The organism is Thioalkalivibrio sp. AKL10, assembly GCF_000381845.1.
Taxonomy (GTDB): Bacteria; Pseudomonadota; Gammaproteobacteria; order Ectothiorhodospirales; family Ectothiorhodospiraceae; genus Thioalkalivibrio; species Thioalkalivibrio versutus.
Genome location: NZ_KB907145.1, coordinates 357,010 through 376,431, shown reverse-complemented (window position 1 = coordinate 376,431; position 19,422 = coordinate 357,010). Strand labels below are relative to the sequence as shown.

Annotated in this window: 18 protein-coding genes and 1 tRNA gene; 10 read left to right on the top strand and 9 right to left on the bottom strand. The window is 66.2% G+C overall.

Annotated features, from left to right (window positions below; genetic code table 11):
• Positions 1 to 270: 270 nt before the first annotated feature.
• Together G333_RS0112810 and G333_RS0112805 are read right to left on the bottom strand one after the other, a co-directional pair.
• Positions 271 to 361, bottom strand: a tRNA-Ser gene (locus G333_RS0112810).
• Between the two features lie 96 nt (positions 362 to 457).
• The gene (locus tag G333_RS0112805; protein WP_018144371.1) at positions 458 to 787 is read right to left on the bottom strand and encodes a DUF1820 family protein; all 330 of its coding nucleotides are present in this window, start codon (positions 785 to 787) and stop codon (positions 458 to 460) included.
• Between the two features lie 111 nt (positions 788 to 898).
• Here G333_RS0112805 and G333_RS0112800 point away from each other — a divergent pair, with 111 nt between their 5' ends.
• The 3 genes from G333_RS0112800 to G333_RS0112790 all read left to right on the top strand — a co-directional run bounded on the left by G333_RS0112800 (position 899) and on the right by G333_RS0112790 (position 4,925).
• Positions 899 to 1,759 (top strand): diiron oxygenase, encoded by an 861-nt coding sequence (locus tag G333_RS0112800; protein ID WP_026289547.1) that lies wholly within the window; start codon positions 899 to 901, stop codon positions 1,757 to 1,759.
• Between the two features lie 68 nt (positions 1,760 to 1,827).
• Positions 1,828 to 3,381 (top strand): membrane-bound lytic murein transglycosylase MltF, encoded by a 1,554-nt coding sequence (gene mltF, locus G333_RS0112795; RefSeq protein WP_018937852.1) that lies wholly within the window; start codon positions 1,828 to 1,830, stop codon positions 3,379 to 3,381.
• 242 nt (positions 3,382 to 3,623) lie between these two features.
• Positions 3,624 to 4,925 (top strand): NRAMP family divalent metal transporter, encoded by a 1,302-nt coding sequence (locus G333_RS0112790; RefSeq protein WP_018952385.1) that lies wholly within the window; start codon positions 3,624 to 3,626, stop codon positions 4,923 to 4,925.
• A gap of 22 nt (positions 4,926 to 4,947) precedes the next feature.
• Here the strand turns inward: G333_RS0112790 and G333_RS0112785 are convergent, their stop codons facing one another.
• Positions 4,948 to 5,859 carry an NAD(P)-dependent oxidoreductase gene (locus G333_RS0112785; RefSeq protein WP_019628630.1) on the bottom strand — a complete coding sequence of 304 codons (912 nt, stop codon included), beginning with the start codon at positions 5,857 to 5,859 and terminating at the stop codon, positions 4,948 to 4,950.
• 76 nt (positions 5,860 to 5,935) lie between these two features.
• Here G333_RS0112785 and G333_RS0112780 point away from each other — a divergent pair, with 76 nt between their 5' ends.
• From G333_RS0112780 to rlmKL, 6 genes are all read left to right on the top strand, one after another.
• A complete protein-coding gene (locus G333_RS0112780; RefSeq protein ID WP_019628629.1) occupies positions 5,936 to 6,853 on the top strand; it encodes a DMT family transporter in 918 nt (305 codons plus the stop codon).
• A gap of 139 nt (positions 6,854 to 6,992) precedes the next feature.
• On the top strand, positions 6,993 to 7,439 hold the full coding sequence (locus G333_RS0112775; protein WP_018937856.1) for a DsrE family protein: 447 nt from the start codon (positions 6,993 to 6,995) through the stop codon (positions 7,437 to 7,439).
• Between the two features lie 299 nt (positions 7,440 to 7,738).
• Positions 7,739 to 8,185, top strand: coding sequence for a DsrE family protein (locus G333_RS0112770; protein WP_019628628.1), 447 nt, complete (start codon positions 7,739 to 7,741; stop codon positions 8,183 to 8,185).
• 135 nt (positions 8,186 to 8,320) lie between these two features.
• Positions 8,321 to 9,226, top strand: coding sequence for an ABC transporter ATP-binding protein (locus tag G333_RS0112765; RefSeq protein ID WP_019628627.1), 906 nt, complete (start codon positions 8,321 to 8,323; stop codon positions 9,224 to 9,226).
• A 4-nt stretch (positions 9,227 to 9,230) separates the two neighbouring features.
• Positions 9,231 to 10,016 (top strand): ABC transporter permease, encoded by a 786-nt coding sequence (locus tag G333_RS0112760; RefSeq protein ID WP_019628626.1) that lies wholly within the window; start codon positions 9,231 to 9,233, stop codon positions 10,014 to 10,016.
• A gap of 82 nt (positions 10,017 to 10,098) precedes the next feature.
• On the top strand, positions 10,099 to 12,321 hold the full coding sequence (gene rlmKL / locus G333_RS0112755) for a bifunctional 23S rRNA (guanine(2069)-N(7))-methyltransferase RlmK/23S rRNA (guanine(2445)-N(2))-methyltransferase RlmL (RefSeq protein WP_019628625.1): 2,223 nt from the start codon (positions 10,099 to 10,101) through the stop codon (positions 12,319 to 12,321).
• Between the two features lie 101 nt (positions 12,322 to 12,422).
• On the opposite strand, the gene G333_RS0112750 is transcribed toward rlmKL, so the two are convergent.
• Complete coding sequence (locus tag G333_RS0112750; protein ID WP_019628624.1) at positions 12,423 to 12,749, bottom strand: hypothetical protein; 327 nt, start codon at positions 12,747 to 12,749, stop codon at positions 12,423 to 12,425.
• Between the two features lie 9 nt (positions 12,750 to 12,758).
• The gene (locus G333_RS0112745; RefSeq protein WP_018937861.1) at positions 12,759 to 14,090 is read right to left on the bottom strand and encodes a sulfite oxidase; all 1,332 of its coding nucleotides are present in this window, start codon (positions 14,088 to 14,090) and stop codon (positions 12,759 to 12,761) included.
• Between the two features lie 257 nt (positions 14,091 to 14,347).
• Between G333_RS0112745 and G333_RS0112740 the strand changes: the two genes are divergently transcribed.
• Positions 14,348 to 15,157 carry an FKBP-type peptidyl-prolyl cis-trans isomerase gene (locus tag G333_RS0112740; RefSeq protein WP_019628623.1) on the top strand — a complete coding sequence of 270 codons (810 nt, stop codon included), beginning with the start codon at positions 14,348 to 14,350 and terminating at the stop codon, positions 15,155 to 15,157.
• A gap of 2 nt (positions 15,158 to 15,159) precedes the next feature.
• Here the strand turns inward: G333_RS0112740 and scpB are convergent, their stop codons facing one another.
• From scpB to G333_RS0112720, 4 genes are read right to left on the bottom strand one after another with little or no spacing between them, the layout of a single operon-like run.
• On the bottom strand, positions 15,160 to 15,885 hold the full coding sequence (gene scpB / locus G333_RS0112735) for an SMC-Scp complex subunit ScpB (protein ID WP_019628622.1): 726 nt from the start codon (positions 15,883 to 15,885) through the stop codon (positions 15,160 to 15,162).
• Positions 15,882 to 16,751: a ScpA family protein gene (locus tag G333_RS0112730; protein WP_019628621.1), complete on the bottom strand. Its 870-nt coding sequence runs from the start codon at positions 16,749 to 16,751 to the stop codon at positions 15,882 to 15,884. Before G333_RS0112730 ends, scpB begins: the two co-directional genes overlap by 4 nt.
• A 15-nt stretch (positions 16,752 to 16,766) precedes the next feature.
• Positions 16,767 to 17,987 carry a tryptophan--tRNA ligase gene (locus G333_RS0112725; protein ID WP_018951017.1) on the bottom strand — a complete coding sequence of 407 codons (1,221 nt, stop codon included), beginning with the start codon at positions 17,985 to 17,987 and terminating at the stop codon, positions 16,767 to 16,769.
• Between the two features lie 57 nt (positions 17,988 to 18,044).
• Positions 18,045 to 19,412, bottom strand: coding sequence for a DUF945 family protein (locus G333_RS0112720; RefSeq protein WP_019628620.1), 1,368 nt, complete (start codon positions 19,410 to 19,412; stop codon positions 18,045 to 18,047).
• Between the last annotated feature and the right edge of the window lie 10 nt (positions 19,413 to 19,422).

The window sequence follows — 19,422 nt, the reverse complement described above, 5'->3', positions numbered from 1 at the left end:
ACCAGGACCAGCCACTAGCCGGCAAGCAGGATCCCCGAGGCCAAAAATGCAAAAGGGGCCACTCGGGCCCCTTTGCTTAAATCTGGCGGAGAGGGAGGGATTACGGCGACGTGGTCGCCGCCCTCCGGGCCGCCTCCGCGCTGCTTCGGCGTTCCGGTGTCGCTTCGCGCCACCGGTCGAACCATCATCTCGATCGATCGAGGGTTCGAATCCCGATACGCCAGGGGCTGGAAATACAAAAGGGGCCAACCTGGCCCCTTTGCTTGAATCTGGCGGAGAGGGAGGGATTCGAACCCTCGATACGGGGTTACCGTATACACACTTTCCAGGCGTGCGCCTTCGACCGCTCGGCCACCTCTCCGTTTTCCGCAACCGCTGGACGGTCACGAAGCGCGGAATCCTAAACCAGGCGCGGCAGCGGCGCAATGGAGGGGACGAAAAACAGCAGCTTGCGGGATCAGGAACCGCCCTTGCCCGGAAGTCCGGGAAAGGCGTGCACATTGCCCCCGGCAGTTCCCGCGTCGTGAATGCGCGGGGTACCCACTGCCGTGACCTCGTCGATCCGGATCAACGCGTGCATCGGCACATGGAAGCGCTCCACACCCTCGAACTCGGTGCGCAAGCGCTCCTCCGAGGGGTCCACCACCACCTGTGTGCGCTCGCCGAACAGCAGGCCCTCGATGGTGACGAAACCGTAAAGCTCGTCCTGGTAAACGTCACGGGCGTACAGCTCGTACGTTTTTCCGTTGTTCAGGAAATTGATTCGGTACCGCAGATTCTTGTCCATGGGCTCCATCATGGGGGAGCAACCGCAGATTGCAACGGGTTGGCGTTGGTCCGGAGCGCCAGAGTCGGTATGATTCCGGGCGTTATCCGCATGGGTCCCGGCACGCCAACGATGAATTCCTCCCAGGAGCTGCTCGATCATTTGAGCCGCAACAGCTCGCCGTACCAGGATCCGCTCACGCGGATTCGCTGGGATGCGCTGTCTTCGGAGGACTACTGGATCCCGGAAGAGGCCATCTCGCTGTTCGGCACGCCGGAATATTCGGCGCTGTCGGGCGAGCAGAAACGGCGCCTCTCGCAATACGAATTTCTCTATTTCATCAGTGGCGCGCTGTGGCTGGAAGGCCTGTTCATGGAGCGCATCTCGCGCATCTCCATGCACTCGACCGGCCGCCTGGACCGGCTGAACTACCGCCTGCATGAGCTGCGTGAAGAGGCCGGTCACAGCCTGATGTTCATCGAGTTCATGCGCCGCAGCGGGCTGGAGCTGCCGGAACGGCGCTTCCCGAAACCCAAGCTCGCCACCCTGGTCGGCCGCTTTGCCCCCTTCGAGTCCTCGATCTTCTGGATCGCGGTGATGATCGGCGAGGAGGTCCCGGACCGGATGAACCGCCTGATCCACCAGCGCCGCGACCAGATCAGCCCCACGGTGCATGACGTCGTCTCCACCCACATGATCGACGAAGCGCGCCACATGGCACATGCCCGCGACACGCTGGAAAGCTACCTGGATACCCTGCCGGCCTGGCAGAAGGCGGCCTACCGCCCGCTGATGCGTCGGGTGTTCCGCCAGTTCGTGCACGCCTTCTACTACCCCACGGCGGATATCTACCAGCTCGCGGGCCTGCCCGCGGGCCCGAACTACCGCCGTCTGGCGCACGATAACCCCCGTCGGGCCGCCTTCATCGATACCTGTGTCGACCCCGCACTGCAGGTCCTTCGCGCCCAGGGTCTGGTCCTGAACTGGCGATAGGGTCACCACCTCCCTGCGCCGGTCATCGCCCAGCACTGCCTGCACGGCCGATTGGGTATCATCGGTTCATGTTCCCGCACCTTCGCCTTCGCCCACCGAGCTCGACCTGGCGCCAGATCGAGCTCGGCGTGTTCATCGTGTTGCTGGTGATGATCGGCCTGCGGGTCTGGTTCCAGCCGCCCTCGGCCCTCCAGCAATTGACCTTCCGCGAGGAACTGCAGGTAGTGCTGGTCGAAGCGCCCTTGGGGCGCTCGGAGCTGGCGGCCACTAGTGGCCACGACCAACTGGAACTGGCCCTGCTGCATGGCTTCGCGAAGGAACTGGGCACGCGCATTCGCGTAACCCGCGTGGAGACCGCCGCCGAGGCCCACCGCCGCCTGCGCGAACACCGGGCGGACCTGGCCGCCGGGCTGCTGGTGGACCCCGATGAACCGACGATCGAACGCGGTCCGGAGATCCTCGCCATCCAGCAGGTTCTCGCCTTCTGGCGCGGCAACGAATCCACCGCTGCACTGCCCGCCCTCGCCAGCCTGCCCGCCGGAACCCGACTCGGACTCACCGCACAGTCGCCGCTGCCGGAACGCCTGCGGGCCCATCTGGCCCACGCCGACGCGGCGAGGCAACAGGTATCGGTCCGGGCAGGGGATCCGGAGTCCGAGACCCCGAATCCGGGCCTGTTCGAGACCCTCGGGTACGAGCCGCGAGACCCGCCGGTCGAACTGGTACCCATCGGGACCGCCGAAGCGCAACGCCAGGCATTGGCCGCGGGCCAAATCGACTATGCCCTGATGAGCTCCCTGGAGTTCGGCCGGCTGCAACGCTTGCATCCCGATCTGCGTACCGCCTATGAGTTCGAGCGCGGGGTGGCCGTCACCTGGCTGTTCCCGGCCGGCTTCGACCGCAGCCTGATCGACGCGGCGGAGGCCTACATTGACCGCCTGCGAGAGAACCGTGACCTGGAACTGATGATCGACCGCTACCTGGGCCATCTGGAGACCCACGACCTGGTGGACGCCCTGACCTTCGCCCGGCGCGTGGATAGCCAGCTGGATCGCTTTCGCGGCCTGTTCGAACGCGCCGGCGCAGAATACGGCCTGGACTGGCGCTTCATCGCCGCCGTGGCCTACCAGGAGTCTCACTGGAACGCGGAGGCCATCTCCCCCACCGGTGTGCGCGGACTGATGATGCTGACCCAGAACACCGCATCCGGCCTCGGCGTCGAGGACCGCACCGATCCGGCATCCAGCGTCGACGGCGGCACCCGCTACCTGCTGGACCTGCGTGAGCGCCTACCGGAACGCATCCCGGAACCGGACCGCACCTGGATGACGCTGGCGGCATACAACGTCGGTCTGGGACACCTGCATGACGCCCGGCGCCTGGCCGACGCCAACGGCGACGATCCGGATCGCTGGCTGGACGTAATGCAGTGGCTGCCACGGCTGGCGGAACGCGAATGGCACGAGCAAACCCGCTATGGCTACGCCCGCGGCTGGGAGCCGGTCCTCTACGTGCAGAACATTCGCAGCTATTACGACAAGTTGATCCAGCGCTTCCCCGCAAGCAGCGATCAGATCCCCAACGCACCGCAAATCTACCGTCGCGTCCCCCTGTCGCTCTGAAGCGTGGCGGGCGCGGTCAGCGCGCGCCCTCGTCTTCCCTGGACGACGCTGATGAGTCGCGTTGACCCCCGCAGATTTTTCGAGACAAGGCGCGCCGTACGTGCCTTGGCGGCCTGCGATCCGCTGCCCATCCATGAGCCCCGAGGCAGAATCGGGAACATGGGGCACCCAAACGCACGTGTACATTGATCAATGTTTCCCTAGAATCCGCACCCCACACCCTTACCCCCGGACCCAGGCCCATGAATGCTTCCACCCGCGCCTCCCTGCGCGCAGCCATCGGACCAGGCCTGCTGATGGCCGGAGCGGCAGTGGGCGTCTCGCATCTGGTCCAGGCCACCCGGGGCGGGGCCGAATACGGGCTGTTGCTCATCCCGATCGTACTGCTGGCCTGCCTGTTCAAGTATCCATTCCTGGAGTTCGGCCCCCGCTACGCGGCCGCCACTGGACATCACCTGCTGACCGGCTACCACCGGCTCGGCAACTGGGCCCTCGGGCTCTACATCGCGGTGACCGTGGGTACCCTGTTTACCATCCAGGCAGTGGTCACGCTGACCACCGCCGGGCTGGTCACACTGGTCTTTGACCTGGATCTGTCGGTCACCCTGGTCTCGGCCCTGGTGCTGGCCGCATGCATTACGTTCCTGATGATCGGCGCCTATCGCGGGCTGGATCTGGGCATGAAGATCATCATGGCGGCGCTCAGCGTCTCCACCGTGGCCGCCGTGGCACTCGCCTTCCGCGAAGCTCCGGACCTGGTCACCCTGTCCGGCGCGCAAGAGTGGTCGAGCCTCTGGACCCTGGCCGGCTTCGCGTTCGTGCTGGCCCTTCTGGGATGGATGCCGATCCCGCTCGATGTGGCCGCCTGGCATTCGATCTGGACCCAGGAGCGCGCCCGCCAGACGGGCCACGCCCCGACGGTACGCGAGGCGATCTTCGACTTCCGCCTGGGCTACCTGGGCGCGGTGGTGATTGCCCTCGCGTTCATGCTGCTGGGCGCGGTGCTGATGTATGGCAGCGGGATCGGCTTTGCCCCGGGGGCGGCCGCCTTCTCCGCTCAGCTGGTAGACCTGTACGCCCATAGTCTGGGCGAATGGAGCCGCACCCTGATCGCCGTGGCCGCCCTGACCACAATGTTCTCGACCACCCTGGCCGTCACCGATGCCTACCCCCGTGTGATCGTGGCGATCATCCGCACCCTGCGCGAGGACGGCCACGCACCACAGACCATGGATCCCTCGCGCAAAGGCGAACGAGGCCTGGACTGGTGGGGCTACCGGATCGCGCTGCTGGTGGTCGCCAGCGGCGCCGTGCTGCTGATTTCGCAGGCCGGGGAACACTTCACCCGCCTAGTCGATTTCGCCACGCTGCTGTCGTTCCTGTCCGCCCCAGTACTGGCCTGGATCACCTTCAAGGTGGTGATGTCACCGGACATGCCGGAGCAACACCGACCAGGGCGCGGCATGCGCGCCCTGTCCTGGGCCGGGATCGTATTCGGCCTGGTGTTCTCGGTGCTCTACATCCTCTGGCGCCTGTTCGGCTAACCCGCGACGCCAAGAACCGCCTTTAACGCCCTTGATCGTCACGGGCGTGAAGGCAAAAACGCGCCAGGATGGCCACATCGTGATCGGCCTGCCCGGCCTCCAACGCCTCGTCCACCGCGCGTCGCACCGGCATAAGTCCGTCGAGGCTCAGCCCCACCTCCTCGCCCAGCCCGGCCACAATGCCCAGATCCTTGTGGTAGAGCCCGGTCTGGAAACCGGGCTCGAAGTCGCCATCCAGTAGCCGCTGGCCGTGTACCTCCAGGATGCGCGAACCGGCAAAGCCTCCCATTAACGCCTCGCGCATGCGCGCCGGGTCCACCCCGGTCTGTTCGGCCAACGCAAACGCCTCCCCGATCGCGACCAGGGTCTCGCCCACCACCAGCTGGTTGCAGGCCTTGGCGATCTGTCCCGCGCCGCTGTCGCCCACGTGGGTCAGGGTGGAGCCCACCACCTCGAAGATCGGTCGCAGCCTCTCGACAACATCGACCGGCCCGCCCACCATCAGGCTCAGGGTCCCGGCCCGCGCGCCCGGCTCCCCGCCCGAAACCGGGGCATCCACGAAGGTCACCTCGCGTTCGGCGGCCGCGCGGGCGATGGCGCGGGTACGCATCGGGTCAATGGTGCTGTGATCGATCACGATCAGTCCGGGACGGGCGTGCTCCAGGACCCCGTCCGGCCCCAGCATCAGCGCCTCGACATCCGGCGTATCGGAGACATTCAGCACCAGCACCCGCACGCCGCGAACCAGCTCCGGGAGGCTCGTGCATGGCTGCGCCCCATCCTGCGCGAGTGCTTCCGCCGTCTCCGGCCGTCGCGCCCAGACCTGGACGTCGGCCCCGGCGGCGAGGAGGTTGCGATTCATGGGTGCCCCCATGATGCCGAGGCCAATGGCCCCGATCGGCTGCAGTTCGGGCGGGATCTGGGATGCGGACATACGGCACTCCGAAAACGGCACCCACGCACTGTAACAACCCCGCTGGAAAAGCGGCACATGGAGGGTGAACCGGATCATGCAACGCGAACACCTGCACGGCTCCCTGCTCGCCTTCACCGGCGTGATGGCGCTCAGCTTCGACGGACTGCTGGTGCGCCTGGCCAACACCCAGGGCATGGATATCGTCTTCTGGCGCGGGTTGCTGATGGCCCTCGCCCTGACCCTGCTGCTGCGGATCCTCGACGGGCGCTGGGCCTGGACCCACCTGCGACTGGGCGGGCGCGATGCCGGCTGGGTGGCGGCCGGATTCGCGGCGACCACCATCCTGTTCGTGCTCGCCATCCTGCACACCACGGTCGCCAACGTGGTGGTCATCCTGGCGGCCTCGCCGCTGTTCGCGGCCGTGTTCTCCGGACTGCTACTGCGCGAATGGGTGCCGCTGCGGACCTGGATCGCCATGCTGATCGCTATCGGCGGGATCGTCGGGGTGTTGGCCGGCTCGCTGGAGGCCGGGGGCTGGCTGGGCGACGCCCTGGCGCTGCTGGCGGCCCTGGTGGTCGGCATCAACCTGACCCTGCTGCGCCGCTCGCCCCGGATGGACCGGCTGGCCGTGATCGCGGCGGGCGGGATGCTGGCCGCGCTGATCGCCTGGCCGCTGGCGACGCCACTCGCGATCGGGCTCGACAGCCTCGCGGTCCTGGCGATCATGGGCCTCCTCCAGCTCCCCCTGGCGCTGACCCTGATCGCCCTGTCGACCCGCTTTCTGCCGGCCGGCGAGGTGGCCCTGTTCCTGGTGCTGGAGGCGGTGTTCGGCACGCTCTGGGTCTGGCTGTTCCTGGCCGAGGCCCCCGGCACCCTCACGCTACTGGCCGGCGGCTTGGTCCTGCTCACCCTGGCCGTGCATGCAACCTGGGGCATGCACCAAAAAAGCTCACTCGAATATTCTAATTTTCGACTTTATATCAAATGCTTATCTTGTATTTTATCGGAATAATCGCCAACGGTTCCCGTCTTACCCAATAACCGGACACCAGAGGCATGGACGCCGCCTGGATCCGGTCTCTGATTGCAACGCGGCATACGCCCCGGGCGTATCGAAAACAAAACACGGGAACAAACGCAGGAGCCCGATCATGAAAAAACGCTTCATCCTTCCGCTGGCCATGGCGGCCGCCGTATTCGCCCTGCCGGGTGCCGCCCTCGCCGACAACGGCTACTCCGAACAGAAAGTCGTCTATCACGTGAACCACGACAACGAACAGCGGCAGATCGGCGCGATGCGGAACATCCAGAACCACATCAACGCCGTGGGCGCCGACCGCATGAGCATCAAGGTCGTGATGCACGGCAACGGGCTCAGCCTGCTGCAGCACGCCAAATCGAACGAGGACCTGAAGGCCTTCGTCGATCAGCTGAAGATGCAGGACGTGGACTTCCAGGTGTGCAACAACACCGTCGTTGGCCGGAACATCGATGTCGCAAACGATCTCTACGACGCCTCCGAGGACGACATCATCCCGAGCGGCGTGGCCCACCTGTCGCACCTGCAGCAGCAGGGCTACACCTACGTGCGTCCGTAATACCCCTGCGGCAAGCACCGCGGCGACCGCCATCTCCCGGTCGTCGCTTCGGGCCCGGGTCTCCTGGGCCCTTTTCTTTGTGCAACAAGACTCCACTCGCAAACCCGCCCCACACGGCACATGACCCTTTTTGTGGCGCTGCAGACGGGAATAGGCGCATGGCTGATGCGTCTTATTCATACCTGTCGAGCGCCTTCACCGCGAAGTCCCCGATCGCAGCGCGCCAACCCCGGCGCAAGGCCCCGTGGCGCACCTCAAACCCGCCCGGGTTCGTTGTTGTTTCAGGAGGAACCTGTGCAATGAACGCAGTGAAACTGCTCCTTCCCGCCCTGCTCGCCATGGTGCTCGGCATCCCCGGCCTGGCGGCCGCGAGCGGCTTCGACTATGGCACGCACAAAGTGATCTACCACGTGAACTACGACGACGAGCGGCGCTACATGGCCGCGATGGGCAACATCCAGAACCATATCAACGCCGTGGGCGCCGACAACATGGAGATCAAGGTGGTGATGCACGGCGACGGCCTCGGCCTGCTGCAGACCGCCAACACCAACGAAAACCTGCGCGGCCGCATCGAGAACCTGAAGATGCAGAACGTGGAGTTCCAGGTCTGTGCGAACACCCTGCGCGGACGCAATATCGCCCTCGAAGAACTCTTCGACGCCTCCGAGGATGACGTAATCCCGAGCGGCGTGGCCCACATCTCCTGGCTGCAGCACCAGGGCTTTACCTACAGCCGGCCCTAACAGATTCCGAAAATGTGCCGAAAGATCGGCCCGGATCGCGAGATCCGGGCCTTTTTCATGGCATCACAGGGGGACATTGGGGGTGCCGCCGCGAATCGGTATGGTGTGCATTCTCCATCCGCCACGAGTCCCGCCGTGTCCGCCATCTCCATTCAGCAGCTGTACAAGGCGTACGACGGCGTTGCGGTCGTGGACGGCGTGGATCTGGAGATTGCCCCCGGCGAGTTCTTCGGCCTGCTGGGCCCCAATGGCGCCGGCAAGACCACTACCCTGCGCATGCTGCTGGGCATGACGCCGATCGACGGCGGGCAGGTCGAGGTCCTCGGCCTGCCGATGCCCGAGGGCGAGCGCGCGGTCCGCGAACGCCTGGGCATCGTGCCGCAGTTCGACACCCTCGATCCCGACTTCACGGTGATCGAGAACATGCGCACCTACGCCGCCTATTTCGGGATGGCCGGGCCGGAGGTGGAGTCGCGCATCGACCGGCTACTGGGGCAGGTCAACCTGAACGACAAGCGCGGCGCGCGCATCAATGCCCTGTCCGGCGGCATGAAGCGGCGCCTGACCCTGGCCCGTGCGCTGATCAACGAACCCGAGGTGGTCGTGCTGGACGAGCCCACCACCGGTCTCGACCCGCAGGCCCGGCATCATCTGTGGCGCCAGCTTCGGGCGCTGCGCGCCTCGGGCGTCACCCTCGTGCTGACCACCCACTACATGGAAGAAGCCGAGGAGCTGTGCGACCGCATCGCGATCATCGACCACGGCCGCATCATCGCCTGTGATGCCCCAAGCCGGCTCATCGCCGAACACATCGAGCCCTGGGTGCTGACCGTCGGCGGTGCGGACGCCGGGGAGGTCCTGCAGCGCGAACTGGGCCCGAAGGACCGGGCCCACCAGGTAGCGGACACCTGGCTGGTCTACACCGCCGAGCCGGACCGCCTGCGCGAGCGCCTGCGCACGCTCGGCCACGAGCCCACCCTGCGCGAGGCGGATCTGGAAGACGTCTTCCTGAAACTCACCGGCCACGAGCTGAGGGACTAAGCCCATGTCCGGCGACCACCCCATCCTGCCCCGCCCCAGCCTGCGCTTCGTCGCCGTCTGGCGGCGTAACCTGCTGGTCTGGCGCAAGCTGATCGTGCCGTCGATGCTGGGCAATTTCGGCGAGCCGATCCTGTATCTGCTGGCCTTTGGCTACGGCTTCGGCAGCCTGGTGGGCGATCTCGACGGCATGCGCTACATGGTCTTCATTGCCTCCGGCATCATCTGCTCCTCCGCGATGTTCACCGCGAGCTTCGAGGGCATGTATTCCGCCTACACCCGCATGGCGGAACAGAACACCTGGCTGGGCATGCTGGCCACCCCGCTCACGCTGGACGACATCGTCTTCGCCGAGGCCGTCTGGGCCGCGACCAAGGGCCTGATCAGCGCCATCACCATCCTGGTCGTCGCCAGCGTGCTGGGGCTGGTCGCCGATGCCCGCGCCCTGCTCGCGCTGCCGGTGATCTTCCTCGCCGCGTTCACCTTCGGCGCGCTGGCCCTGGTCATTACCGCCCTGGCGCGCAGCTACGACTTCTTCCTCTACTACTTCACCCTGGCCGTCACGCCGATGTTGCTGCTGTCCGGGGTGTTCTTTCCGCTGACCGAACTGCCCGGCTGGGTGCAGGGCCTGGCCTTGGCACTACCACTGGCGCATGTACTGGAGATCGTGCGTCCGCTGATGACCGGCACCTGGCCCGCGGCCTGGCTGCCGCACCTGGCCGTGATCACCGCCTACGGCGGGAGCGCCATCATCCTGGCCACCTACCTGATCCGCCGGCGCCTGCTGCGCTGAACGCCGCGAGTCCCCAGTCCCGCTCCGGCACGGCACCCGGTTGTGCCAGAATGTCGGGCTTCCCAGCCAGCCCGAGCCCACGATGACCGAGTCTTCCTCCGGCGAACCGATTGCCCCCTTCGACCCGACGGCCGACCACCGCGAGTATCTGGCCACGGCCGCCGGCGGGCTCGCCCCGCTGGTCGCTCGCGAGCTGGAGGGATTCGGTGCCCTGGACCTGCGCGAAGACCGCGCCGGCATCCACTTTTGCGCGGATCTCGCCACGCTGTACCGCTGCCTGCTTGGCAGCCGCGTGACCAGCCGCATCCTGCTGCCGCTGGCGCGCTTCGACGAACCCGACGGCGATGCCTGCTACGTCGCCAGCCGGACCCTGGACTGGCCCGTCCTGTTCGGCCTCGACGCCACCTTTGCCGTGGATGTCACCGGCAAGAGTTCACACATCGGGCATACCCAGTTCGCCGGGGTGCGCGTGAAGGACGGCATCGCCGACGCCTTCCGCGACGCCACCGGCGAACGCCCCGACGTGGACGCCGCCGATCCGGACGTGCGCGTGCTGCTGCAACTGCAGGGCCGGCAGGCACAGGTCAGCCTGGACCTCGGCAACGGTGGCCTGCACCGTCGCGGCTATCGCGGCAGCGGCGGCGACGCCCCGCTGCGCGAGAACCTCGCCGCCGCACTGCTGATGCGTGCCGGCTGGCCGGAACACCTGGAGACCCATCCCGACGCACAGTTCCTCGACCCCTTCTGCGGCAGCGGAACCCTGGTGATCGAGGCCGCCCTGATGGCCACCCATACCGCCCCCGGCCTGCTGCGCGAGGGTTTCCGCCCCCACGGCTGGTCCGGCCACGACGCCGGGCTCTGGGACCGCTGCGTGGCCGAGGCGCGTGACGCGGTGCGCGTCTGGGACGGCCCGGCGCTGCTGGGCAGCGACCGCGACCGGGGGGCGGTGGCCGCCGCCCGCAAGGCGGCCCAGGCCGCCGGCGTGCGCGACTGCACGCGCTTCGAGCAGGCCGATGCCCTGACCCTGGAGCCCCCGGCCGACCACGGCATGCTGGTCAGCAACCCGCCCTACGGCGAACGCATCGGCAACACCCCGGAACTGATCAAGCTCTACAGCCTGCTGGGCGAGCGCCTGCGCAGCGCCTTCGGCGGCTGGCATGTCGCCCTGCTGGTGGCGGACACCACCGACTCGCAACGCCTGGGCCTGCGCGCCAGCCACAAGCACCGCTTCTACAACGGCACCCTTGCCTGCCACCTACTGCAGTTCGAGATCCATCGGCGCGACGAGCCGGCCGCGGCCCCTGCGCCGGATTTCGCCAATCGACTGCAAAAGAACCTGCGCCACCTGGCCCGCTGGGCGCGGCGCCAGGAGATCACCTGCTATCGCATCTACGACGCCGACCTGGCCGAATATCCCCTGCAGATCGACCGCTACGAGGCCGAGGACGGCACGGTTCACCTGCATGTGCAGGAGTTCGCTGCCCCCGCCAGCGTCGATCCCGCACGCGCCGAGGCGCGCCTGCGCGGGGCACTGGCCGCGATGCTGGAGGTTACCGGCGTCGAACCCGCCCATCTGCATTACAAGCAGCGCCGGGCCCAGAAGGGACGCTCGCAGTACCAGCGCGCGGAGACCGCCCAGCCCGCCCCGTTTCCGGTGCACGAGCACGGCTGCCGCCTGTGGGTCGACCTGGATGCCTACCTCGACAGCGGGCTGTTCCTGGACCACCGGCCGATGCGACTGCGCCTGCAACAGGAATGCCGCGGCCTGCGCCTGTTGAACCTGTTCTGCTACACCGCCGCAGTCAGCGTGCACGCCGCGGTGGGCGGTGCCCGCCAGACCGTCTCGGTGGATCTGTCCAACACCTACCTGGAGTGGGCCGCGGACAACTTCCGCGCCAACGGCCTGGAGGCCGAGATCCGCGATGGCCGCAGCCGGCGCGAGCCCGGCACCCACGCCCTGCTGCGCGAGGACGTGGTCCACTGGCTGGAAGGGGCCAGCGATACGCCCGGCATGGTGTTCGAGCGGATCTTCCTGGATCCGCCCACCTTCTCCAACTCCAAGCGCACCGAGGACGACTTCGAGGTGCAGCGCGACCATGCCCACCTGATCCTCCTGGCGGCGCGCCTGCTCACCCCGGATGGCGTTCTCTACTTCTCCACCAACCGCCGCCGTTTCGAACTGGACCACGAGGCCCTGACCGGGCTTGAGGCCCGCGACATCACCCGCGAGACCCTGGACGAGGACTACCGCCGACCGCCCCCGCCCCATCGTTGCTGGGCCATCACGCACGCAGGCCGCGATTAAAGAGGCGGGGCGCCGAGGGCAACGACGTCCCGCCCTGCACAGGGCACACACAAAAAACGCCCCGGGAAAACCCGGGGCGTTTTTTCTTCACCGTGTCACGATCAACTCGGTGGGTAGAAGGTTTCCAGGTAGTCCAGGATCTCTTCCTCCACTTCGGGGGAGAACTCCCAGAGCCCCTGGGTGTCCTGCATCCAGCGGATCTGTTCCAGCCAGATCTTGCGGGTGTACCCACGGCTGGTGAACAACCGGGCCGAGTGACATACCGTGCAATTGTTCTTGACGGTATCGAATCCCGGCGCCTTGATCAGCCCGGTTTCCGAGTCGGTCTTGTATTCCTCGGCCGCCTCGACGTGGTCGCCCGCGGTCGCGGGCGCCACCCAGAGGAGGCCGAGGATGGCCGGCAACAACAGGACCATCTTCGACTTCATTAGGGCTCCTTAGGCTTTGACTCGGACATCAATGTGGTGGGCCTTGTTGTTGCCGTAGCCCCGCGGGTTCCAGCCCGGCAGCACCATCGGCTGACGATCGCCCTTGCTGTTGGTGGCCACGGCCCACACCTGATGGAAACCGGGTTCGGAGAACTCGATGTCCGCCTCCCAGGTCTGCCATGCAAACTTGTTCACCGGACGCTTCAGGTCGGCCTTTTGCCAGGTCACCCCGAAATCGGTCGACACATGAAGCTCCTCGACATCGCCATAGCCATCCCAGGCCTTGCCCGCAACCTTCAGCGTGCTGCCAACGGAGGTCTCGGCACCGGTCTGCGGATAGGTGATCAGGGACTTCACCGGCATTTCCTCGAGGACGACCATGTCCTCGTTCGGCACGTCGGCACCCGGCTCCACCGGATGACGCGGTACGCGATAGCTGTGGCCAGTCATGCCCTGACCGTCATGCTCGCGATCACGGACGAGGATCTCGGTCAGCCACTTGCCGCTGGCGGAACCCGGGAAGCCCGGGGTAATCAGGCGCAGCGGATAGCCGTGCTGTTCCGGGATGTCTTCCCCATTCATCGCCCAGACGATGAGGGTCTCGTCTTCCACAGCCTTGCGCATGGGGCAGCCACGCGACAGCGCATCCAGATCATCACGGCCGCTCAGGTGCGCGTCACCGGCCTTGAAGCCAATGTACTCGGCCTTGTCGGCGTCGTAACCGACGTCTTCCAGCACGTCGCGCAAACGCACACCCGTCCAGGTCGGACAGCCGACCGCACCCAGATCCCACTGGTTACCGCGCGGGGACGGCTCGAACGCGGCACGCCCGTTGCCACCACACTCGATCCAGATTTGCAGGGTGTGGTGCTCGAACTTCTCCTTGAGGTCCGCGATGGTGTAGGACTTCTCCTCGTTCGCCGCTTCGCCGTGGACCGTCAGGGTCCATGCAGATGCGTCGATCCCGGCCTTCTCCGGAGGAACGCCGTTGTTGCGGATGAACATATTGGGGAACGGGGTCACTTCGTCGTGCAGCAGGTGCGGCGGCAGTTCACCGTTGATCGGGCGGTCATTCAGCCAGATGAAGCCGTCCACCTTGCCATCTACGTGGAAGCCCTCGATGCCGGCGGCCACGGCACTGGACAGGGTGCTGCGCTGGAACATGGTCTGCATGGCGGTTTCCGCGCCCAGACCCATCACGGCCAGGGCGGCACCGCCCTTGCCCAGGCGACCCAGGAAACCACGACGGGCGGCGCCCGTCTCGGTCAGCTGTTCGGTCTCCCGGGTTTCTTCTTCGGACTTGCGGTCCATCTCGGAACCATCGTTCTTGTGGTCAGTCATTTGCCTGCCTCCGGCTTGTTCTCGGAACAAAATCTCATGTACTGCCCCTCTCTCCCTGGGACAGCCACTTGGAGTTGTAGCAAACGCCTTCAAAGCCTGCAATAAAAAATGGGGATTTTTTACAAGATCCAGAAACTTCTACATAACGCCTGTATTCGATCATCGATATGCGGTGTAGAATAGGGCCCCATTGGATCTCGCAACTTGCTGATCACAGACTTTTATTAACCCTTTTTAATATAAACGGAAGCTACACAATGAAGATCACTTTTTGTCATTCCGCATATTCCGGTTTTATTATATTTACAGTGGCGCTGATCGGCTCGTTGCTCGCAGGCGGCATTGCCAGCGCGGAGCCCGCAGCATCCATCGAGATCCACGAAATCGAAGCCGGCGAAGGGCCCGGGATCGTGCGGCATGACACGGCCATCCTGCATTACACCGGGTCGCTGGAAGAGGACGGGAGCGTGTTCGATTCCAGCCGCGAGTCCGGCGCACCATTTGCGCTCACGCTGGGCGCGGGTCAGGTGATCCCGGGCTTCGAACAGGGCGTGATGGGCATGCGCGAAGGCGGCAAGCGCGAGATCGTCATCCCGCCGGAACTCGGCTATGGCGAACGCGGGGCCGGCAACATCATCCCGTCCAACGCGACCCTGCGCTTCGAGGTCGAGATCCTCGACGTCGAACGCGCACCGTTTAGCGGGCTGGACAACGAAGGCCTGGCCGAGAAGATCCGCGAGGGCGCAACCATCGTCGACATCCGCCGTCCGAACGAATGGGCGGAGACCGGCGTGATCGAGGGCAGCTACCGCATTACCGCCTTCGACGAGAATGGCGAGCTCAACCCGACCTTTGGCGAGCAGTTCACCAATCTGGTCAAGCCCGACGAGGAAGTCGTACTGATCTGCCGCGTGGGCAACCGCACCGGCGCCCTCGCCCGCGCTTTGGCCGACGGCCTTGGCTACGAGAACGTCTACAACGTGACCGACGGGATCATGGAATGGCTGGACGACGATCGCCTGGTACAGCACGACTGCCCCGAGACCGCCGAAACGGCCCAGTGCTGATCTCAGAGTGAGTGCGTCGGGGGTGCCGGCTCCGGATCCGGATCGGCATCCCCGTCATCGAAATCGAGACGCTGGTTCGTGCCCGGACCAGCGTCTTCTTTCGCGTCCGGTGGCGACAGGCTAAGGCCCGCGTCGGAGGCCACATCCGCCAGGTCGCGGATCTGATCGAGCGGCGGCAGCTCTTCGAGGCGCTGCAGACCCAGGTCGTCGAGGAAGCTACGGGTGGTCGCGTACAGCGCGGGGCGGCCCGGCACCTCCTTGTGCCCTACCACCCGTACCCACTCGCGTTCCTGCAGCGTGCGCATGATCCCGGTACTGACCGCTACCCCGCGCACAGCCTCGATCTCGGCGCGGGTGACCGGCTGGCGATAGGCGATGATCGCCAGCGTCTCCAGCAGGGCCCGTGACAGCCGCGCCGGGCGCTCGGGCTGGGCCGCCTGCACGGTCGCGGAGAAGCGCGAACGCACGCGGAACCTATACCCGCCAGCGGAGCGTACCAGCTCGATCGCGCGATCGTTATAGCGTTCCTGCAGACGACCCAGCGCCCGTTCCAGCAAGGCCTGATCGATCTCGCCAAGGTCCTCGCAGGCAGCCTTCAGGTCGCGCGGCCCCACCGGTTCCGCGGCCGCGAACAGCACGGCCTCCACCGCCAGCTCGACGGCCCGCAACTGTTCGTCATCAACAGCGGTGGCAGACACCTGCACACCCGATACAGTGGTTTCGTTCACGCCGGCTCTCCCCCTTCGTCTCCCACGGGCGCCCCACGCCGGCGCAACCGGATAGGGCTGTAGGGTTCGCTCTGGCCCCACTCGATCAGGCCCGCCTTGGTCAGCTCCAGCACCGCCAGGAACGACACCACGACTCCCTGGCGCCCCTCGGTAGCCAGAAGCAGGGTCACGAAATCGGTGAAGCGTTCGGGATGCAGGCTGTCGAGGATGTTCGACATGCGTTCGCGCACCGACAGCTGCTCGGTGGAGACATGATGGTGCGCCATCAGACTGGCGCGGTGCATCACCGCCGCCAGCGCCTCCATGAGCTCGTCCAGCGTCGGCCCGGGCGGCGGTGGGCCCTCGAGCGCCTCGACGCTGGCGCCGGCGGCGAACACATCGCGATCCATGCGCGGGAGGGCATCCACTCGTTCGGCGGCGATCTTGAACTGTTCGTATTCCTGCAGCTGCCGGATCAGCGCCATTCGCGGGTCGGCATCCTCGTCTGCCTCGGCCTCCTTCGGCCGCGGCAGGAGCATGCGCGACTTGATCTCGGCCAGCAGGGCCGCCATCACCAGATACTCCCCCGCCAACTCCAGGCGCAGGGCCTGCATTACCTCGATATAGCCCATGTACTGCCGAGTGATCTCGGCGATGGGGATCGACAGGATGTCGAGGTTCTGGCGACGGATCAGGTACAGCAACAGATCCAGCGGCCCCTCGAAGGAGTCGAGAAAGACCTCCAGGGCGTCGGGCGGGATATAGAGATCGGCCGGCAGTTCCGCCACCGGCTCGCCATGCACACGATAAAGCACCTCCCCGTGCGAGCCGGTCTCGACGGTCGCGGGGCGCTCGAGGTCGTCGCTCGAGTCAGCGTACGGGTCCATGCCTCAGACTCTGGCTCATCGCAGGTAGTCCAGGCCCATGGCCCGGCGCACCTCTTCCAGGGTCTCGCGGGCCTCTTCGCGGGCGGCCTCGGAGCCCTCGACGATGATGGAGCGCACCAGCGCCGGATCCTCGGCGTATTCCTTCGCACGTTGCTGGATGGGTTCCAGCTCGGCCTGCACCGCCTCGATCAGCGGGCGCTTGCAGTCGAGGCAGCCGATGCCGGCCGTGGTACAGCCGGCGTACAGCTCCTCACGCTGGCTCGCATCGGTGTAGACCTTGTGCAGGTCCCATACCGGGCACTTTTCCGGATCCCCCGGATCGGTGCGCCGCACCCGCGCGGGGTCCGTCGGCATGGTACGGATCAGGCTCTCCACCTCGGCCGGCTCGGTGCGCAGGCTGATGGTGTTGCCGTAGCTCTTGGACATCTTGCGTCCATCCAGGCCCGGCATCTTCGAGGCCGGGGTCAGGCGCGGCTGCGGTTCCGGCAGGATGATCTTGCCGCCACCCTCGAGGTAGCCGAACAGGCGCTCGCGATCCCCCAACGAGATGTTCTGCTGCGAATCGAGCATGGCCCGGGCAACCTCCAGGGACTCTTCTTCGCCCTGCTCCTGGAACCGCTTGCGCAGGTCGCGGTAGCGCTTGGCGGCCTTCTTGCCCATCTTGTCGGCGGCCGCCTCGGCCTTCTCGGCAAAGCCGGGCTCGCGGCCGTAGAGGTGATTGAAGCGCCGTGCGATCTCGCGCGTGACCTCCAGGTGCGATACTTGGTCCTCGCCCACCGGGACCATGCCGGCGCGGTAGGCCAGCACGTCGGCGCTCTGCAGCACCGGATAGCCGAGGAATCCGTAGGTCGCCAGGTCCTTCTCGCGCAGCTGCTCCTGCTGATCCTTGTAGGTCGGCACCCGCTCCAGCCAGCCGAGCGGGGTAATCATCGACAACAACAGATGCAACTCGGCGTGCTCCGGCACGCGCGACTGCACGAACAGCGTAGCGGAACCCGGGCTCACTCCGGCCGCCAGCCAGTCGATGACCATCTCGGTCACGTGCTGCTGCAGGTCACCCGGATCCTCGTAATGGGTGGTCAGCGCATGCCAGTCGGCGACGAAGAAGAAGCACTCGTAGTTGTGCTGCAACTCGATCCAGTTCTTCAGCACACCGTGGTAGTGGCCCAGATGCAGGCGCCCGGTGGGGCGCATGCCGGAGATCACGCGCTGGTTGGTACCCTGGTTACTGCTCACGGAATCTATCCCTTCCTCTCAGAATAAAACGGGCGCGTCCACGCCCGGTCAGTCGTCTCAGAACATGCCGCCGGACAAGGCGAACAGCATGGCCAGCAGCATCGCCGTGCGATCCACATCGTTGATGCGCACGCGGCCGTCCGCCATTGCCAGCGTGCCGTGCCAGTAGCCGGCCTCGGCATCGCGACGAACCCAGCCATCCGCAGCCAGGGCATGCAACTGCGCGTCCAGGTCGATATCGGGATACGCGGCGTCGAATTCGGCCACCCATTCCAGCCCGAGTCGCAGATCGCTGTCCAGCCGCAGGGTCTCCAGCGGGCGGGTCGTCAGACTTTGCTGCGTGCCATGCAGGCCGAGCTCGGCGTCCAGCGCGACCTGCCGGGGCGGCTCGTCGTTCAGCGACGCCCGCAACTGGATCGCCGGCTGGTGTTCAATCATGCCGCCCAGGGCATCGATCATCGCCGAACCGATCAGGGCATTGCGCTGCTCGCCCTCAATGCCGCGCGCGTCGACCGCTTCCAGCTCGGCCAGAAACTGCAGCATGCTGGGACGGTCCCAGCGCAGGATCCCCGCCTGCAGGTCCAGGGCCGTCAGCGTCAGGGCATCCCCCGCGCCGTCATCCACCCGGGCGTGATCGACCTGCAGCCGCAGGCGCGAATCCATGCGGTCGTTGTTCGTATGCTGGAAGGCGTCGAGGCGGGGGCGCTCCAGGTGAAGGCGGGTCGCCTCGCCCTCACGCAATTCGATCACGGCCGCCGCCAGGCCGCCTTCGTAGTCCGGCAGCCGCCCGAAGACCCCGTCGGCATCGGCCTCGAAAACCGTGGCATAACGCGCCTCGCGCGCCTCCCACGAGAAGCTGTCATCGGACAATCTCGTTTCCGGCAGGTCCAGGCTCACCAGGATCTGCTCGGACGACCAGGCGAAGCGCCCCTGGCCCGCCGCAAGATCCAGCCACAGCGGACCGCCCACCGTAGCGGCGTGTTCGGCCACCTCGGGCACGTTCATCAGGTCCATGCGCAGATCGTCGAACGCAATGCGGGTGGTCACGCCACCGCCGATCCCCGAGCGCGAATGCACCTGCAGATCCAGCGAGCGCAACAGGTGGGCGAGCAGCGAGTCGTCCGGGGCGGCCAGGGTATCCAGATCCACGAAGGAATCGCCGCGCGCCCCCAGCAGGCCATGGCGCACAGCGTGTACCAGGGGGATCTCGAAGCGCCCGTCGGCATCCTCCAGGATCAGCCGACTGCGACCGCTGGCGGCCAGGTAGCCGCGCTCGTATTCGAGCATCTCGTGACGCAGATACACCTCGCCAAGCTGAGCCTCGTGTGTCTCGGCGACGGTACCCTCGACCTGTGTGCCGACCACCACCGGCCAGATGGCCGCCACTGCCAGCACCACCACCGCAAGAACCACCCACTTACGCATTGCGCCTCCC

What these genes read in the sequence shown, in the direction of transcription:
- G333_RS0112805 (WP_018144371.1), bottom strand. Translation starts at nt 787, where the DNA reads ATGGACAAGAATCTGCGGTACCGAATCAATTTCCTGAACAACGGAAAA.
- G333_RS0112800 (WP_026289547.1), top strand. Translation starts at nt 899, where the DNA reads ATGAATTCCTCCCAGGAGCTGCTCGATCATTTGAGCCGCAACAGCTCG.
- mltF (WP_018937852.1), top strand. Translation starts at nt 1,828, where the DNA reads ATGTTCCCGCACCTTCGCCTTCGCCCACCGAGCTCGACCTGGCGCCAG.
- G333_RS0112790 (WP_018952385.1), top strand. Translation starts at nt 3,624, where the DNA reads ATGAATGCTTCCACCCGCGCCTCCCTGCGCGCAGCCATCGGACCAGGC.
- G333_RS0112785 (WP_019628630.1), bottom strand. Translation starts at nt 5,859, where the DNA reads ATGTCCGCATCCCAGATCCCGCCCGAACTGCAGCCGATCGGGGCCATT.
- G333_RS0112780 (WP_019628629.1), top strand. Translation starts at nt 5,936, where the DNA reads ATGCAACGCGAACACCTGCACGGCTCCCTGCTCGCCTTCACCGGCGTG.
- G333_RS0112775 (WP_018937856.1), top strand. Translation starts at nt 6,993, where the DNA reads ATGAAAAAACGCTTCATCCTTCCGCTGGCCATGGCGGCCGCCGTATTC.
- G333_RS0112770 (WP_019628628.1), top strand. Translation starts at nt 7,739, where the DNA reads ATGAACGCAGTGAAACTGCTCCTTCCCGCCCTGCTCGCCATGGTGCTC.
- G333_RS0112760 (WP_019628626.1), top strand. Translation starts at nt 9,231, where the DNA reads ATGTCCGGCGACCACCCCATCCTGCCCCGCCCCAGCCTGCGCTTCGTC.
- rlmKL (WP_019628625.1), top strand. Translation starts at nt 10,099, where the DNA reads ATGACCGAGTCTTCCTCCGGCGAACCGATTGCCCCCTTCGACCCGACG.
- G333_RS0112750 (WP_019628624.1), bottom strand. Translation starts at nt 12,749, where the DNA reads ATGAAGTCGAAGATGGTCCTGTTGTTGCCGGCCATCCTCGGCCTCCTC.
- G333_RS0112745 (WP_018937861.1), bottom strand. Translation starts at nt 14,090, where the DNA reads ATGACTGACCACAAGAACGATGGTTCCGAGATGGACCGCAAGTCCGAA.
- G333_RS0112740 (WP_019628623.1), top strand. Translation starts at nt 14,348, where the DNA reads ATGAAGATCACTTTTTGTCATTCCGCATATTCCGGTTTTATTATATTT.
- G333_RS0112730 (WP_019628621.1), bottom strand. Translation starts at nt 16,751, where the DNA reads ATGGACCCGTACGCTGACTCGAGCGACGACCTCGAGCGCCCCGCGACC.
- G333_RS0112720 (WP_019628620.1), bottom strand. Translation starts at nt 19,412, where the DNA reads ATGCGTAAGTGGGTGGTTCTTGCGGTGGTGGTGCTGGCAGTGGCGGCC.